The organism is Microbacterium sp. ER1 (genome assembly GCF_023383675.1).
Classification (GTDB): domain Bacteria; phylum Actinomycetota; class Actinomycetes; order Actinomycetales; family Microbacteriaceae; genus Microbacterium.
Genome location: NZ_QCXO01000123.1, coordinates 58,692 through 71,678 on the forward strand (window position 1 = coordinate 58,692; position 12,987 = coordinate 71,678).

The 12,987-nt window shown below is 70.7% G+C and carries 15 protein-coding genes and 2 tRNA genes; 12 read left to right on the forward strand and 5 right to left on the reverse strand.

All coding sequences use genetic code 11. The annotated features are described in order from the left end of the window. Nucleotides 1-8 precede the first annotated feature (8 nt). The 5 genes from BV453_RS03545 (at nucleotide 9) to BV453_RS03565 (ending at nucleotide 4,048) form a co-directional block, all read left to right on the forward strand. Nucleotides 9-1,166, forward strand: coding sequence for a DNA polymerase III subunit delta' (locus BV453_RS03545; RefSeq protein WP_249520898.1), 1,158 nt, complete (start codon nucleotides 9-11; stop codon nucleotides 1,164-1,166). Then, nucleotides 1,163-2,716, forward strand: a complete 1,554-nt coding sequence (locus BV453_RS03550; protein ID WP_249520899.1) for an alpha/beta hydrolase — start codon at nucleotides 1,163-1,165, stop codon at nucleotides 2,714-2,716. Before BV453_RS03545 ends, BV453_RS03550 begins: the two co-directional genes overlap by 4 nt. Before the next feature lie 69 nt (nucleotides 2,717-2,785). Further along, nucleotides 2,786-2,858, forward strand: a tRNA-Thr gene (locus BV453_RS03555). 78 nt (nucleotides 2,859-2,936) lie between these two features. Next, complete coding sequence (locus tag BV453_RS03560; RefSeq protein WP_025104279.1) at nucleotides 2,937-3,518, forward strand: isochorismatase family protein; 582 nt, start codon at nucleotides 2,937-2,939, stop codon at nucleotides 3,516-3,518. Then, nucleotides 3,515-4,048 (forward strand): DUF1697 domain-containing protein, encoded by a 534-nt coding sequence (locus tag BV453_RS03565; protein ID WP_025104280.1) that lies wholly within the window; start codon nucleotides 3,515-3,517, stop codon nucleotides 4,046-4,048. Before BV453_RS03560 ends, BV453_RS03565 begins: the two co-directional genes overlap by 4 nt. Here BV453_RS03565 and BV453_RS03570 read toward each other — a convergent pair. After that, nucleotides 4,029-4,247, reverse strand: a complete 219-nt coding sequence (locus BV453_RS03570; protein ID WP_025104281.1) for a hypothetical protein — start codon at nucleotides 4,245-4,247, stop codon at nucleotides 4,029-4,031. The genes BV453_RS03565 and BV453_RS03570 overlap by 20 nt on opposite strands. Before the next feature lie 25 nt (nucleotides 4,248-4,272). On the opposite strand from BV453_RS03570, the gene BV453_RS03575 reads away from it, so the two are divergent. Beyond that, nucleotides 4,273-4,791, forward strand: a complete 519-nt coding sequence (locus BV453_RS03575) for a CGNR zinc finger domain-containing protein (RefSeq protein WP_249520900.1) — start codon at nucleotides 4,273-4,275, stop codon at nucleotides 4,789-4,791. Between the two features lie 3 nt (nucleotides 4,792-4,794). Here the strand turns inward: BV453_RS03575 and BV453_RS03580 are convergent, their stop codons facing one another. Next, nucleotides 4,795-5,340, reverse strand: coding sequence for a type 1 glutamine amidotransferase domain-containing protein (locus tag BV453_RS03580; protein ID WP_025104283.1), 546 nt, complete (start codon nucleotides 5,338-5,340; stop codon nucleotides 4,795-4,797). 158 nt (nucleotides 5,341-5,498) lie between these two features. Here BV453_RS03580 and BV453_RS03585 point away from each other — a divergent pair, with 158 nt between their 5' ends. Then, nucleotides 5,499-5,963: a hypothetical protein gene (locus BV453_RS03585; RefSeq protein ID WP_029989569.1), complete on the forward strand. Its 465-nt coding sequence runs from the start codon at nucleotides 5,499-5,501 to the stop codon at nucleotides 5,961-5,963. 8 nt (nucleotides 5,964-5,971) lie between these two features. Here BV453_RS03585 and BV453_RS03590 read toward each other — a convergent pair. Next, nucleotides 5,972-6,044: transfer RNA gene (locus BV453_RS03590), tRNA-Lys, on the reverse strand. Between the two features lie 135 nt (nucleotides 6,045-6,179). Further along, nucleotides 6,180-6,839: a fasciclin domain-containing protein gene (locus BV453_RS03595; protein ID WP_025104285.1), complete on the reverse strand. Its 660-nt coding sequence runs from the start codon at nucleotides 6,837-6,839 to the stop codon at nucleotides 6,180-6,182. 167 nt (nucleotides 6,840-7,006) lie between these two features. Between BV453_RS03595 and BV453_RS03600 the strand changes: the two genes are divergently transcribed. The 5 genes from BV453_RS03600 to BV453_RS03620 all read left to right on the forward strand — a co-directional run bounded on the left by BV453_RS03600 (nucleotide 7,007) and on the right by BV453_RS03620 (nucleotide 11,844). After that, nucleotides 7,007-8,719 carry a cytochrome c biogenesis protein DipZ gene (locus BV453_RS03600; protein WP_249520901.1) on the forward strand — a complete coding sequence of 571 codons (1,713 nt, stop codon included), beginning with the start codon at nucleotides 7,007-7,009 and terminating at the stop codon, nucleotides 8,717-8,719. A 31-nt stretch (nucleotides 8,720-8,750) separates the two neighbouring features. Further along, the gene (sigK, locus tag BV453_RS03605; RefSeq protein ID WP_249520902.1) at nucleotides 8,751-9,353 is read left to right on the forward strand and encodes an ECF RNA polymerase sigma factor SigK; all 603 of its coding nucleotides are present in this window, start codon (nucleotides 8,751-8,753) and stop codon (nucleotides 9,351-9,353) included. Next, entirely contained in the window at nucleotides 9,350-10,129 is a 780-nt protein-coding gene (locus tag BV453_RS03610) for an anti-sigma factor domain-containing protein (protein WP_126893378.1), read from the forward strand. Before sigK ends, BV453_RS03610 begins: the two co-directional genes overlap by 4 nt. 29 nt (nucleotides 10,130-10,158) lie before the next feature. Then, complete coding sequence (locus tag BV453_RS03615; protein WP_060923078.1) at nucleotides 10,159-10,788, forward strand: hypothetical protein; 630 nt, start codon at nucleotides 10,159-10,161, stop codon at nucleotides 10,786-10,788. A gap of 171 nt (nucleotides 10,789-10,959) precedes the next feature. Next, nucleotides 10,960-11,844 carry an aminodeoxychorismate lyase gene (locus BV453_RS03620; RefSeq protein WP_249520903.1) on the forward strand — a complete coding sequence of 295 codons (885 nt, stop codon included), beginning with the start codon at nucleotides 10,960-10,962 and terminating at the stop codon, nucleotides 11,842-11,844. Nucleotides 11,845-11,958: 114 nt separating this feature from the next. On the opposite strand, the gene BV453_RS03625 is transcribed toward BV453_RS03620, so the two are convergent. Continuing rightward, nucleotides 11,959-12,771, reverse strand: coding sequence for a DUF559 domain-containing protein (locus BV453_RS03625; protein ID WP_249520904.1), 813 nt, complete (start codon nucleotides 12,769-12,771; stop codon nucleotides 11,959-11,961). Nucleotides 12,772-12,987: the final 216 nt, after the last annotated feature.

The following is a 12,987-nucleotide window of genomic DNA, read 5'->3' on the forward strand; positions in this document are numbered from 1 at the left end:
CTGAGTGCATGCCCTCGACCCTCGCCCCGCCGTTTCCCTGGGCCGATGTCTGGGGGCAGGAGGCCGCCGTCGAGACGTTGCGCGCCGCCTCGGCCGATCCGGCCGCGCTCTCGCACGCCTGGTTGATCACGGGCCCTCCGGGATCCGGACGCTCGACGCTCGCCTATGCCTTCGCCGCGGCGCTCATCGCCGAGGGGCCGGACGACGAGGCCACGATGCGCCAGGTCCTCGCCGGCACCCACCCCGATGTGACGGCGCTGCGCACCGACAAGGTGATCATCACCATCGCCGAAGCACGGGCCCTCGTCGAGCGCTCCTACTTCGCCCCGTCCGCCGGCCGCTACCGGGTCATCGTCGTCGAAGACGCAGACCGGATGGTCGAGCGCACCTCGAACGTGCTGCTCAAGGCGCTGGAGGAGCCGCCGGAGCAGACCGTCTGGATCCTCTGCGCGCCGAGTGAGGCCGACCTCCTCCCGACCATCCGCTCACGCGTGCGGTCGCTCCGACTCCGCGAACCCGACGTGGTGGACGTGTCCCGCCTCATCAGCCTCCGCACGGGCGTGGACGAGGCCGTCGCCGAGCAGGCCGCCCGACACGCGCAGCGCCACATCGGCATGGCCCAGCGACTCGCCACCGACGACGCCGCCCGGCGACGCCGCGACGAGACGCTCCGCGCCGTGATGGGCGTGCGCGGGGTCAACGACGCGGTCGAGGTCGCCGGGCGCATCATCCAGGCGGCGACGGAAGACGCCAAGGCACTCACGGCCGAGCGGGATGCGGCGGAACGCGCCGCGCTCCTGCGCACCGTCGGGGTCGCCGAGGGGCAGGCCGTGCCTCCGGCGCTGCGGGCCCAGGTGTCCGCGCTGGAGGACGAACAGAAGAAGCGGGCGACGCGGAGTCTGCGGGACGGCATCGACCGCGTCCTCACGGATCTGCAGTCGCTCTTCCGCGATGTCGTGATGCTGCAGTACGGCCGCGGTGACGATCTCATCAATCGCGAGCTGCACGCCGAGCTGGCCGCCCTCGCCGCCGCCTGGAGCGTCGAGCGTACGCTCGTCGTGCTCGACCACCTGGCTGAGACCCGTGAGGCGCTGGAGCGCAACGTCGCCCCGCTGCTCGCACTCGAGAGTTTGCTCGTGACCGTCACGAGCGGGAGGAAACCGTGAAGACTCGATCCCTGCCCCGCCTCCGTCGCTCCGCGGCGCTCATCGCCGGTCTGGCCGCCGCCTCGGTCGTGCTCTCCGGGTGCCTCTACGCCATGATCCCGGAGCAGTCCTCGAAGCCGGCCGTGGAGAAGACCCCGGACACCGAGGGTGTCTCGGAAGATCTGCTTCCCTTCTACTCCCAGGAGCTGGACTGGACCGAGTGCGGGCCGGGCTTCGACTGCACGACCGTCACCGCGCCGCTCGACTGGGACGACCCCGGAGCGGGAGAGATCGAGCTCGCCGTCGTGCGGCATCGCGCCGAGGGCGAGGCGATCGGCTCGCTGCTCACGAACCCCGGTGGCCCCGGTTCCAGCGGCGTCGACCTCATCCAGGGAAGCCTCGACTACGCGGTGGGTCCGGCGCTCATCGAGAACTACGACGTCATCGGCTTCGACCCGCGCGGGGTCGGCGCCTCCACCGCCGTCACCTGCTACGACGCGAAGGAGATGGACGAGTACCTCTACGGCATCCCTTCGGCGCCGCGGGGCACCCCGGAGTGGGAGACCGAGCTGCTCGATTCCGCCCGCGGCTTCGGAGAGGCGTGCGACGCCAACAGCGGGGGCATCCTCCCGTACATCACGACCGTGAACGCCGCCCGCGACATGGACCTCCTCCGCGCCGTCCTGGGCGACAAGGAGCTCAACTACCTCGGGTACTCTTACGGCACGTTCCTCGGGGCGACCTACGCCAAGCTCTACCCGGAGAAGGCCGGGCGGCTCGTGCTCGACGGGGCGATCGATCCCTCCGTCCCCGGCCTCGAGGTCGGCGCCACGCAGGCGCTGGGCTTCGAGTCGGCCCTGCGGGCCTACATGCAGAACTGCCTCGACTCCGGCTCTTGCCCCTTCAGCGGGACGGTCGACGAGGCGATGGCCGATCTCGGCGCCCTGCTCGCGAGCGCGGACCGCACGCCGTTGAAGAACGGCGACGGCCGGCTCATGGGCGCCGACGCCCTGATGACGGCGATCATCGCGGCGCTGTACTCGGAGGACAGCTGGGAGATCCTCACCCAGGCCCTGGACGAGGCGCTGCAGGGCGACCCGTCGACGGCCTTCCGCCTCGCCGACTTCTACAACGGCCGGGAGAACGGCACCTACATCGACAACTCGACCGAGGCCTTCCGCGCGTACAACTGCACGGACTACCCGGTCGAGGACGACCCTGCGGCCGAGGCGGCCACGGAGAAGAAGATCGCGGAGGGGGCGCCGACCATCGCTCCGTACTGGTCGGGACCCGACCCGTGCGAGGTGTGGCCGTATCCGCCCACCGGCACCCGCGAGAAGATCACGGCGGAAGGTGCGGGTCCCATCGTCGTCGTCGGTACGACCAACGATCCCGCGACCCCGTACGAGTGGTCGGAGTCGCTCGCCGACCAGCTCTCCGAGGGCGTCCTCATCACCCGCGTGGGTGAGGGCCACACCGGCTACAACAAGGGCAACGTCTGCGTCGACGAGGCGGTGGAGGCGTTCCTCCTCGAAGACGTGGTGCCGGAAGACGGCCTGCGCTGCGAGTGAGAGAGCCTCGATTCGCGAGCGAGCGCGAGACAGGGTAATATCGGTGATCGCGCCGCTCACGCGTCGCACGCCGCTTTAGCTCAGTCGGCAGAGCATTTCACTCGTAATGAAAAGGTCGTCAGTTCGATTCTGACAAGCGGCTCAGGAAAACCCCCGGAACCCTCGTGGTCCCGGGGGTTTCCTCGTTCCCGGGCCCGGCCGCGGGGCGTACGCTCGGAGCATGAGCAGAGCGCTTCTCATCGTCGACGTGCAGAACGACTTCACCGAGGGCGGCGCCCTCGCGGTTGCGGGCGGTGACGCGGTGGCCGCCGCCGTCTCCGCCTACCTCGCGTCCCACGCCGACGACTACGAGGTCGTCGTGGCCTCCCGGGACTGGCACGATCCCGACGGCGACAACGGCGGCCACTTCTCCACGACCCCGGACTACACCGACTCCTGGCCCGTGCACTGCGTCGCCGGCACGGCCGGAGCCGACTACGACCCGCTGCTCGTGACCGACGGTGTCACCCATCACGTGCGCAAGGGACAGGGCCGTCCGGCCTACTCGATGTTCGAGGGGGTGACCGACGACGGGGCGACGGTCGCCGCGGTGCTGAGCGCGGCCGGCGTCGTGACGGCCGACGTCGTCGGCATCGCCACGGACCACTGCGTCCGTGCCTCCGCACTCGATGCGATCGCCCACGGCGTCCACGTCCGCGTCCTCGCCGACCTGGTCGCCGGAGTGGCGCCCGAACCCAGTGCCGCGGCCCTCGCCGAGCTCGCGCATGCCGGTGCCGAGCTCCTCGAGAGCTCGGAGGCGTGAGCCGCAGCGTCCTCCTCCTCCGCGCGGTCAACGTCAGCGGACGCAGCAGTGTGCCGATGGTGCGGTTGCGGGAGGTGCTCGCCGCCGCGACCGACCTGGAGGACGTCTCCACCTACATCGCGAGCGGCAACATCCTCTGCGCGACGCCGCGGGAACCCGCGGCTGCCTGCGCGTCGGTCCGTGCGCTCATCGCGGCGGAGTTCGGCGTCGACACTCCGGTGATCCACCGCACGCACACCGAGCTCGCCGAGTCTGAAGCGGCCCAGCCCTTCCCGGAGGGGGAGCTGAAGCTCGTGCACGCGATGTTCCTCGAGGGCGCTCCCGCCGCGGGCGCCCTCGAGGCGCTGCACGAGCGCCTCGTCCCGGGGGAGCGTCTCGCCCTGGTCGGACACGATCTGTGGATCGACTACGCCCCCGGCGGGGTGCACACGACGAAGCTCACGAAGGCCGTGCTGGACCGGGCGCTCGGGGTTCCCGGTACGGCGCGCAACCTCCGCACCGTGCGGAAGCTCATCGCGCTGACGGCGTGACCACGGCCCGGCTCAGCGCGGTCGGCGGCATCGGGGTATGCGTGGCGAGGTCGACCCGGCGCGAGTCGCAGCCCGCGCACCGGACGTAGACGACGACGCCCTCGCTGGTGGGGTGACGCGACTCCACGAGCCAGGCGTGCTCGTGGATGTCGTCGGCGGAGGCGAGCCGGGGGATCGGGAGGGTGTCGGAGGAGGTCATGGGACCAGCGTGATGTAATGGTCTTATGCATCTCAACCCTTACGGTGAGTATGCGGTGCTCCTCGCCGCCTCCCTCGCGAACGACTGGCCGGTCGATCGCGCGGGCATCGAGGAGCGGTCGCTCGCGCTCGGGATGACGCAGACGTTTCCGCCGGCCCCCGACGACCACGCGCAGGTGCGCGCCGTGATCGACGACTGGCTGGCCATCGTGGATGAGCCGGACCTCGATGCGCGGGCCGCCCTGCTCAACGATCAGCTCGCCACCGCGGGTGCCTATCCGCGGCTCACCAATCACGATGACGAGGGCTGGCACCTGCACTACCGGGACGACGTGCGCTCGCTGCCCTTCGTGCTGCGCGCGATCATCAACCTCGGCACGGCGCTGCACCTCGTGACCAGGGGGATGAACCGACTCGGGCGCTGTGACGCGCCGCCGTGCACCAACGTCGTCGCGGACGTGACGCGCAACGGCCGCCAGCGGTTCTGCTCCGTGAGGTGCGCGAACCGGGCGGCCGTGCGGCGCCATCGGGCGCGGGTCAGCTGAGGGTCAGGCGGTCTGCCCTGCGTGCTTGCCCTCGCCGATCTCCTCGACGAGCTTGGCGTTGAATGCCGGGAGGTCATCGGGGGTGCGGCTCGACACGAGACCCTCGTCGACCACGACCTCCTCGTCCACCCAGCTCGCGCCGGCGTTGCGGAGGTCGGTCTTCAGGCTCGGGTAGCTCGTGATGGTCCGCCCGTCGACGACACCGGCCTCGATGAGGATCCAGGCGCCGTGGCAGATCACGCCCACGGGCTTGTGCTGCTCGAAGAACGCGCGGGCCAGGTCGATGGAGGCCTGATCCATGCGGAGGTGGTCGGCGTTCACCACGCCGCCCGGCAGCACGAGTGCGTCGAACTGGTCGGCGCTGGCGTCCGCGGCCTTCAGGTCGACGGCCTGTTCGTGACCGTTCTTGCCGGTGATCGCCGCTCCGTCCGGGGCGATGAGCGTGGCGCTCGCGCCCTCCGTCGTCACCGCCTCCCAGGGGCTCGTGAGCTCGCTGTCCTCGAAGCCGTCCGTCGCCAGGAATGCCACGCGGTTTCCGGTGAGAGTCATGGTCCGTCCTTTCGGTGGGAAGTCGCCCTGTTCCGGGGACTCCTCGACCCTCTCCCACCGCATCAGACCTCGCCAGGGGGTGGCCAGTCGTCGGCGACGGTGATACAGGACAGCCGCGTCGGCGCGGGGCGGCGCGGTCGACTCGATACGATCCAGACATGCGCCTCCGTCCTGCTCTCCTCCTCCTGCCGGTGCTGGTCGTGCTCGCGGGCTGCACACCCGCTCCGGAACCGACGCCGACCGCGACGTCCAGCGCCTCGGCGACGCCGTCGTCCTCGCCCGCCCCGACCACGGCCCCGACGCCCACGGAGACGTCTTCGCCCCCGGCCGCCGGCACCTTCGCGAAGGGGCAGCTCGTGTCGCTCTGCACCGAGAAGATCCGCTCGATCTCGCCGGATGCGACGTTCTTCGCCGACATGGCGACCACGGAGTGGCTGGAGGAGTCGGCGGTGTGGTTCGTGGCCGTCCCGGAGACGATCGACGGTCAGGACAACGTCGCCGTCTGCGGCATCGGGGGAAGCCCGGAGGCGCCGGACTTCGTGATGCACGGCGAGACGCTGCCGGACGGCGTCGCGGGGATCCGCGACGACCTGCTCGCCGGGAACGTCGGCGGCGACGACTGAGGATGCGGTGGGCCCCGTGGGGCTCGAACCCACGACCCGCGGATTAAAAGTCCGATGCTCTGCCAACTGAGCTAGAGGCCCGTGCTCCCAGTCTAGGGGGCGCACGACGAGGGGCCGTCGGCGCCACAGCCGCCGACGGCCCCTTCACCTGCCCCGTGTCCCTCCTGACAACAGGGGAGGCCGTGTGCCGGTCGGGTCGCCGGCACCGTCCCTGGCTTACTCAGCCGGGGGCATCAGGACCGTGTCGATGAGGTACACGGTCGCGTTCGCGGTCTGCACGCCGCCGCAGATGACGTTGGCGTCGTTGACCATCCACTCGTCACCGCTGCCGGTCACCTCGAGGTCGGCGCCCTGGACGGTGGTGTGCATGCCCTCGATGTCGGACGGCTCGATCTGGCCGGGGACCACGTGGTACGTGAGGATCGAGGTCAGCAGATCGCTGTCGGTCTTCAGCGTCTCGATGGTCGCGGGGTCGATCTTCGCGAAGGCGTCGTCGACCGGGGCGAACACGGTGAACTCGTCGCCGTTGAGCGTGTCGACGAGGTTCACGTCGGGGTTCAGCTCACCGCTCACCGCCGACACGAGCGTCGTCAGCATGGGGTTGTTCGAGGCGGCGACCGCCACCGGGTCCTGGGACATGCCCTGGATGGAACCGGCGCCGTCCGGGACCTCTTCCGCGTACGCTGCGCAGCCCGGGCCGACGAGGTTCGCCGCGGGGTCCATCTCCATCGGCGTCGACTCCGACGTCTCCGGCGTCGTCGGCTCCGACGACTCCTCCGTGCTCGTTCCGCTGCCCATGGAACATGCCGAGAGCAGGAATGCGCTCGCCAGACCCAGGGTGACTGCTGCGGTGACCTTCTTCTTGGTGCTGAACATGTCGAGCTCCTTCGAAACTCCGGCCACGGCCTCTCCGTGGCGTCGAGGGCTGTTCGGAAGCCTCTTCGGATCGGATGGGAGGAATTTCGAAATTCTCCGAAATCGGATCCGATCCAATCCGCTGCGGGGGGTCGGCGCGAACAGCACCCGACAGAGACGAGGACCTCATGGACCTGATCATCATCGGCCTGCTCGGCGGGCTCATCACCGGCATCTCGCCGTGCATCCTGCCCGTGCTCCCGGTGATCTTCCTCACCGGCGGTGCCCAGTCGGCGTCCTTCGAGGGGGAGGCGGTGCCGGCCAAGCGCAGCCGCCCGTACTTCGTCATCGCCGGCCTCGTGCTGAGCTTCACGCTCGTGACGCTCGCCGGGTCGCTCCTGCTGGGCTTGCTGAACCTGCCGCAGGACATCATCCGCTGGGTCGGCATCGCGGTGCTGGTCGTCATCGGGGTGGGGCTCATCGTGCCGCGGTTCCAGCACATCCTGGAGCGGCCGTTCCAGCGCTTCGGACAGCGCGAGGTGAAGAACCGCGGCAACGGCTTCGGCGTCGGCCTCGCTCTCGGGGCCGTGTTCGTCCCGTGCGCGGGCCCGGTCCTCGCGGCCATCATCGTCGCCGGCTCCACGGGGCAGATCGGCGTGGGCACCGTGCTCCTCACCGTCTCCTTCGCGATCGGCGTCGCGGTGCCGCTGCTGGTCTTCGCACTCGCGGGTCGCAGCGTCATCGAGCGCATCCGGGCCTTCCGGACGAAGGAGCGCGCGCTGCGGATCGCCGCCGGCGTGGCGATGATCGCCCTCGCCGTGGGACTCGTCTTCAACGTGCCGCAGGCGCTGCAGCGTCTGCTCCCGGACTACACCGCGCCGCTGCAGGAGCAGATCGCCGACTCCGAGCAGGTGCAGGACGCCCTCGACCTCGGCGGCCTGGTGAACGAGGAGAACAAGGACCTCGACAAGTGCACGAACGGCGCGACCGAGCTGGAGTCCTGCGGGACGGCGCCCTCCATCAAGGGGATCCAGCAGTGGCTCAACACCCCGGACGGGGAGGCGATCGACCTGAAAGACCTGCGCGGACAGGTGGTCCTCATCGACTTCTGGGCGTACTCCTGCATCAACTGCCAGCGCTCCATCCCGCACGTCGTGGCCTGGGACGAGGCCTACCGGGACGCGGGGCTGCAGGTGATCGGCATCCACTCGCCCGAGTATGCGTTCGAGAAGGATCCGGGGAACGTCGCGGCGGGCGCGCGCGACTTCGGCATCGAGTACCCGGTCGCTCTCGACAACACCCTCTCCACCTGGACCAACTACCGCAACCGGTACTGGCCCGCGCACTACCTCATCGACGCGGAGGGGACCGTCCGCCACATCTCCTTCGGCGAGGGCAACTACGCCGCCACCGAGGCGATGATCCGGGAGCTGCTGCAGGACGCCGACCCCGACGTCGAGCTGCCCGCCGCCACGGACGTGAAGGACGAGACCCCTGAGGTGGGAGCCACGACCCGGGAGACCTTCCTCGGCTCCTCCAAGGACGTCAACTACGGCGGCGGCGACGAGTACCGCCGCGGCGACGGCAGCTTCCGCTTCCCCGATGACCAGCCCGACGACAGCTTCGCCCTGGACGGCGACTGGACCGTGGACACGCAGTACGTCACGCCGACCGCTGAGGACGCGCGGATCCGGCTGCAGTATCGCGCGGCCGAGGTGCGCATGGTCGTCGCGGGGTCGGGCGAGGTGGTGGTCACCGACGCCGACGGGAACGCGCAGACGATCCGGATCGACGGGACGCCACGCTCCTACGGCCTGCTCGAGCAGGACGACATCGAGAAGGGCACGTTCACGCTCGAGGTCCCCACCGGCGTCGAGGTGTATTCGTTCACATTCGGGTGACGTCTGCACGGGAAGAGGGAGGAGATACGGCATGCTTATGGAGATGGTCATCGATGGGATGGACGTCCCCGAGGACGGGACGGCGCCGCAGGATGCTGTCGCCGACCTCCTCGTCCGCGTCGCCTCCGGTGATCAGGCTGCCTTCGCCACGCTGTACGACTCCCTCTCCTCCCGTGTGTTCGGCCTCATCCTGCGCGTCCTCGTGAACCGCGCGCAGAGCGAGGAAGTGCTGCAGGAGGTGTTCCTCGAGATCTGGCAATCCGCTTCCCGGTTCGCTCCGAACAAGGGACAGGGACGAACCTGGGTGATGACCATCGCGCATCGCCGGGCCGTGGATCGGGTGCGGGCTTCGCAGTCGAGTGCGGACCGGGACGTACGCGCGGGCTTCAAGGACCTCGGCGTCGCGCACGACAGCGTGGCGGAACGGGTGGAGCTGGGGATCGAGGGAGAGCGGGTCGTCGCGGCGCTGGCGGGGCTTCCGGAGGCGCAGCGGGAGGCGCTCGTCCTCGCCTACTACGGCGGTTACAGTCAGAACGAGATCGCGGCGCTCGTGGGAGCACCGCTGGGCACGATCAAGACACGGATGAGAGACGGGCTGACCCGGCTCCGCACGGCGATGGGGGTGACGGCATGAACGAGAAGGACTTCGCGGAACTCGCGGCAGGTGCCGCGCTCCACGCGCTCTCGGCGGACGACGAGCGCCGGTACCGGCGTGCCCTCGCCGAGCACCCGGAGTGGGCGGCGCAGGACGACACCGACGCCCAGACGGCCGCTCTCCTCGCCGACGGCGTGGCCCCGGTCGCTCCGCCCGCCGGCATCCGTGCGGCTCTGCTCGCGCAGATCGCCCAGACTCCGCAGGGCGGCGCCGCGGAATCCTCGTCCGACTCGGGCGAGCCCGACGGACCCGCGGACGAGAGCCCTGCCTCCGGTGCCGCCGCTCCCGCTCCGGCTCGCCGCTGGACCCGGCTCGCTTTCGCGCTCGCCGCATGCCTCGCGCTCCTCGTGGGCGTCGGGATCGGTGCGGTCGCTCTGAACGACCAGCTGAACCGCCCGGCGAGTGTCGTCGCGCTGCAGGAGATCGAATCCGCGGGCGACGCGCAGACGGCGACGGTCGAGCTCGACGACGGCGCGACGGCGACGGCGCACTGGTCGGGCTCGGTCGGCAAGGCCGTGCTCGTCACGGACGGACTGCCCGAGGTAGCGGACGGCAAGACCTATGAGCTGTGGTTCGTGCGCGGGGAGGATCCCATCGCCGCGGGTGTGTTCGACGTCGACGACGGAGAGGCCACCGCGCTCCTCGAGGGCGAGATGCAGGCGGGCGACGCCATCGCGGTGACGGTCGAGCAGGAGGGCGGATCGCCGTCCGGGCTCCCCACGACCGACCCGGTGATCGTCATCCCGACGGCCTGAGCGTCGGAGGCGGGGCGTACCCTGGAGGGATGCCCGAGCAGCACCACCGCCCCGTGCGTCGTCCGACGAGCGCCTTCGACAACATCGTCGGCGCCCATGATCCCGCCGAGGAGACGCGTGTCGCACACGCCACCGCCTCCGCGCTGCTGACCCGCGTCCGTGAGGACGAGAGCGGGGCGAGCGTCGAGCGGCTGATCGCCTTCACGAGCGAGCACGGCATCGACGAGATCGCGGAGCTGTGGTCGAAGGCGCCGTCGCGCACCCTTCCCGGGTCGCTGTGGCGGCTGTACGTGCTCCAGCTCGCGATCCACGGCGATCCCCGCACCGCGGCCCTGCTCTACGACCGGGGACGGGTCGAGCTGCCGTCGGCCGACGCCGTGGTCGCCGGGGCGCCCGTGCCGGCCAGCCCGGACGAGCTCGTCGCGCTCATCGACACGATCCTGCGCGGCGCCTTCCGCGGCGACTTCGCCGTGGCGCTGGAGCGCGCCGCGGCGTTCTGCCGCGTCCAGGCCTCGGGGGCGACGCACACCGCCGACGACTACGAGCCCACGGAGCCCGCCCGGGCGAGCGAGCTCACCACGCGGGCGCTGCGGCTGAGCAGCTATGCCCAGGACCTCGCGGCGTCGGCGGCCCTGTGGCGCACCGGCGCCCTGGCCTGAGTCCGAGCGGGCGGGCCGGCGTCCGGACAGAGAAAGACCGGGCCGCAAGAACGCCTCTCGGCGGAAGGCCGCTCGCAGCGGCGAAAATTGGAGCCCGGGGTTATGCGGCCCGGCCACTCCAGTGTAACGCGAGGACGCGGTGGGTATTCCCGGCGGCCTAGGCTCGGTGACATGACCCGTCGCTTCGCCCTCATGATCGATCCCGTCGCCGCCGACGAGCAGCGTGCCGACTACGCCGACACGTTCACGCAGGTGGACGCCGCGGCCCCCGCCCTCAGTGTCGGCGAGCTGAGCACGCAACGGGGCGACGGCGTGTTCGAGTCCATCGGGGTCGTCGACGGACATGCGCAGGAGGTCGTCCCGCATCTGGAACGCCTTGCGCATTCGGCGCGACTCTGCGACCTCCCGGTGCCGAACCAGGAGCAGTGGCGGCGGGCGATCCAGCAGGCCGCCGCACAGCTCGGGGCGGGGGAGTCGGTCATCAAGCTGATCCTCAGTCGCGGCGTCGAGCACGGGCCGACGCCGACCGCCTGGGTCACGGCGGCTCCGGCGGCGGACTTCGCGGCGGTACGGCGGAACGGCGTCAAGGTCGTCACCCTCGACCGCGGATACGACCTCGGCGCGGCAGAACGGGCGCCCTGGCTGCTGCTCGGCGCCAAGACGCTGTCCTACGCCGTGAACATGGCGGCCCTGCGCGAGGCCAAGCGCCGCGGAGCCGACGACGCGATCTTCCTGTCGAGCGACGGCTTCGTGCTGGAGGCTCCGACGGCCTCCCTCATCCTGCGCTTCGGCGACCGCTTCACGACCCCGGCCCCGAACGGCGGGATCCTGCATGGCACCACGCAGCTCAGCGTCTACGACCACCTCCTCGCGCGCGGCTTCGAGGTCGGGTACGACCGCATCCCCGCCGCCGATCTGACGCGGGCCGACGCCGCATGGCTCGTGTCGAGCGTCCGTCTCGCGACCGCCATCACCGCGATCGACGGCACGCCGGTCGCCGTGGACGCCGCCCTCACGGACGACCTCAACGCCTACCTCCTCTCCCCGCGCGACTGAGTCCTCCGGGTCCCCGGGCACGACTTCGGAGATGCCGGACGACACGCCGTGGGCCGCGCCCCGACACCGGCGTGTCGTCGACGATCTCCGAAGCTGTGCCCGCTACAGGCGGGATCAGGGGCGGCGGCGCATGGTCTCGACGATGGCGCGCTCGACGAGGGGCCAATCGTGGAGGACCATCGCGTAGTCGAAGCGGAGCGTGGCGTGGCCCCAGCCGGCGGCAGTGGCGTCGCGGACCAGATCGCGGTGCCGGAGCGAGCTCTCCTCGTGGTTGGCCCGTCCGTCCGTCTCGATGATGAGCCAGTCATCGATGAGGAGGTCCACCCGGCCCGTCCCGACCACGCTGACCTGCGTCCGCACGCGCCACCCGTAGCGTCGGATCCTCATTCGCACCAAGGATTCCAGGCCGCTGTCGGCATCGGCCCGCGAGAAGGCGATGAGGTCGCGCCCCTCGGGCCCGAGCCGGTCACCGAGACGGCGCAGCCCGACCGCATCGATGAGTCCGAGCCGCCGGGCGGACTCCAGAGCGACGAAGAACGCCTCCGCCCCGCGGCAGCCGTAGATCTGCCGGAGGACGAGGGGCACCCCCGGCTGCTCGAAGGCACTGCCCGATGTCGCCGCATCCCAATGCGTCACGCAGTCGCAGTCCTCGTGGGGATACTGATGGCGGTCGTGGTGCATCCAGACGTGCAGAGCCGGCTCGTCCAGAACCCAGATCCCGAGGTGCCGCGCCGCGGACTCGCAGCCGAGGACCCCGCCGTGAGCGGCGGCGGTCACGACCTCCCCGCACGCGGAGGACGTCGCGTAGACCCCGCGCCGGACCCGGATGAGGGCGCCACCGCGCACCTGACGCTCGATCTGCCGTCGTCCGTACCGGGCGCGGAGCGCGGCATACGGCCACACCTGCGTCTCTGGCCCCGTGCACATCCCGCCATCATTCGCGCCGCCTCGCCCTCACTGGCCGCGCCACGACTCGGTAGCCCGCCGTCTGTGGACGATCCTCCCCATTCGCGATCCGTGCAGGAGTCACGACCCGTGCGCAGCTTCGGAGATCGAAGGAGACACGCCGAGGCGGGAGGCCAGGCGACGGCGTGTCGCCGAACATCTCCGAAGTTGTGCCCGGGGGTAGGGGGATGGGGGTGG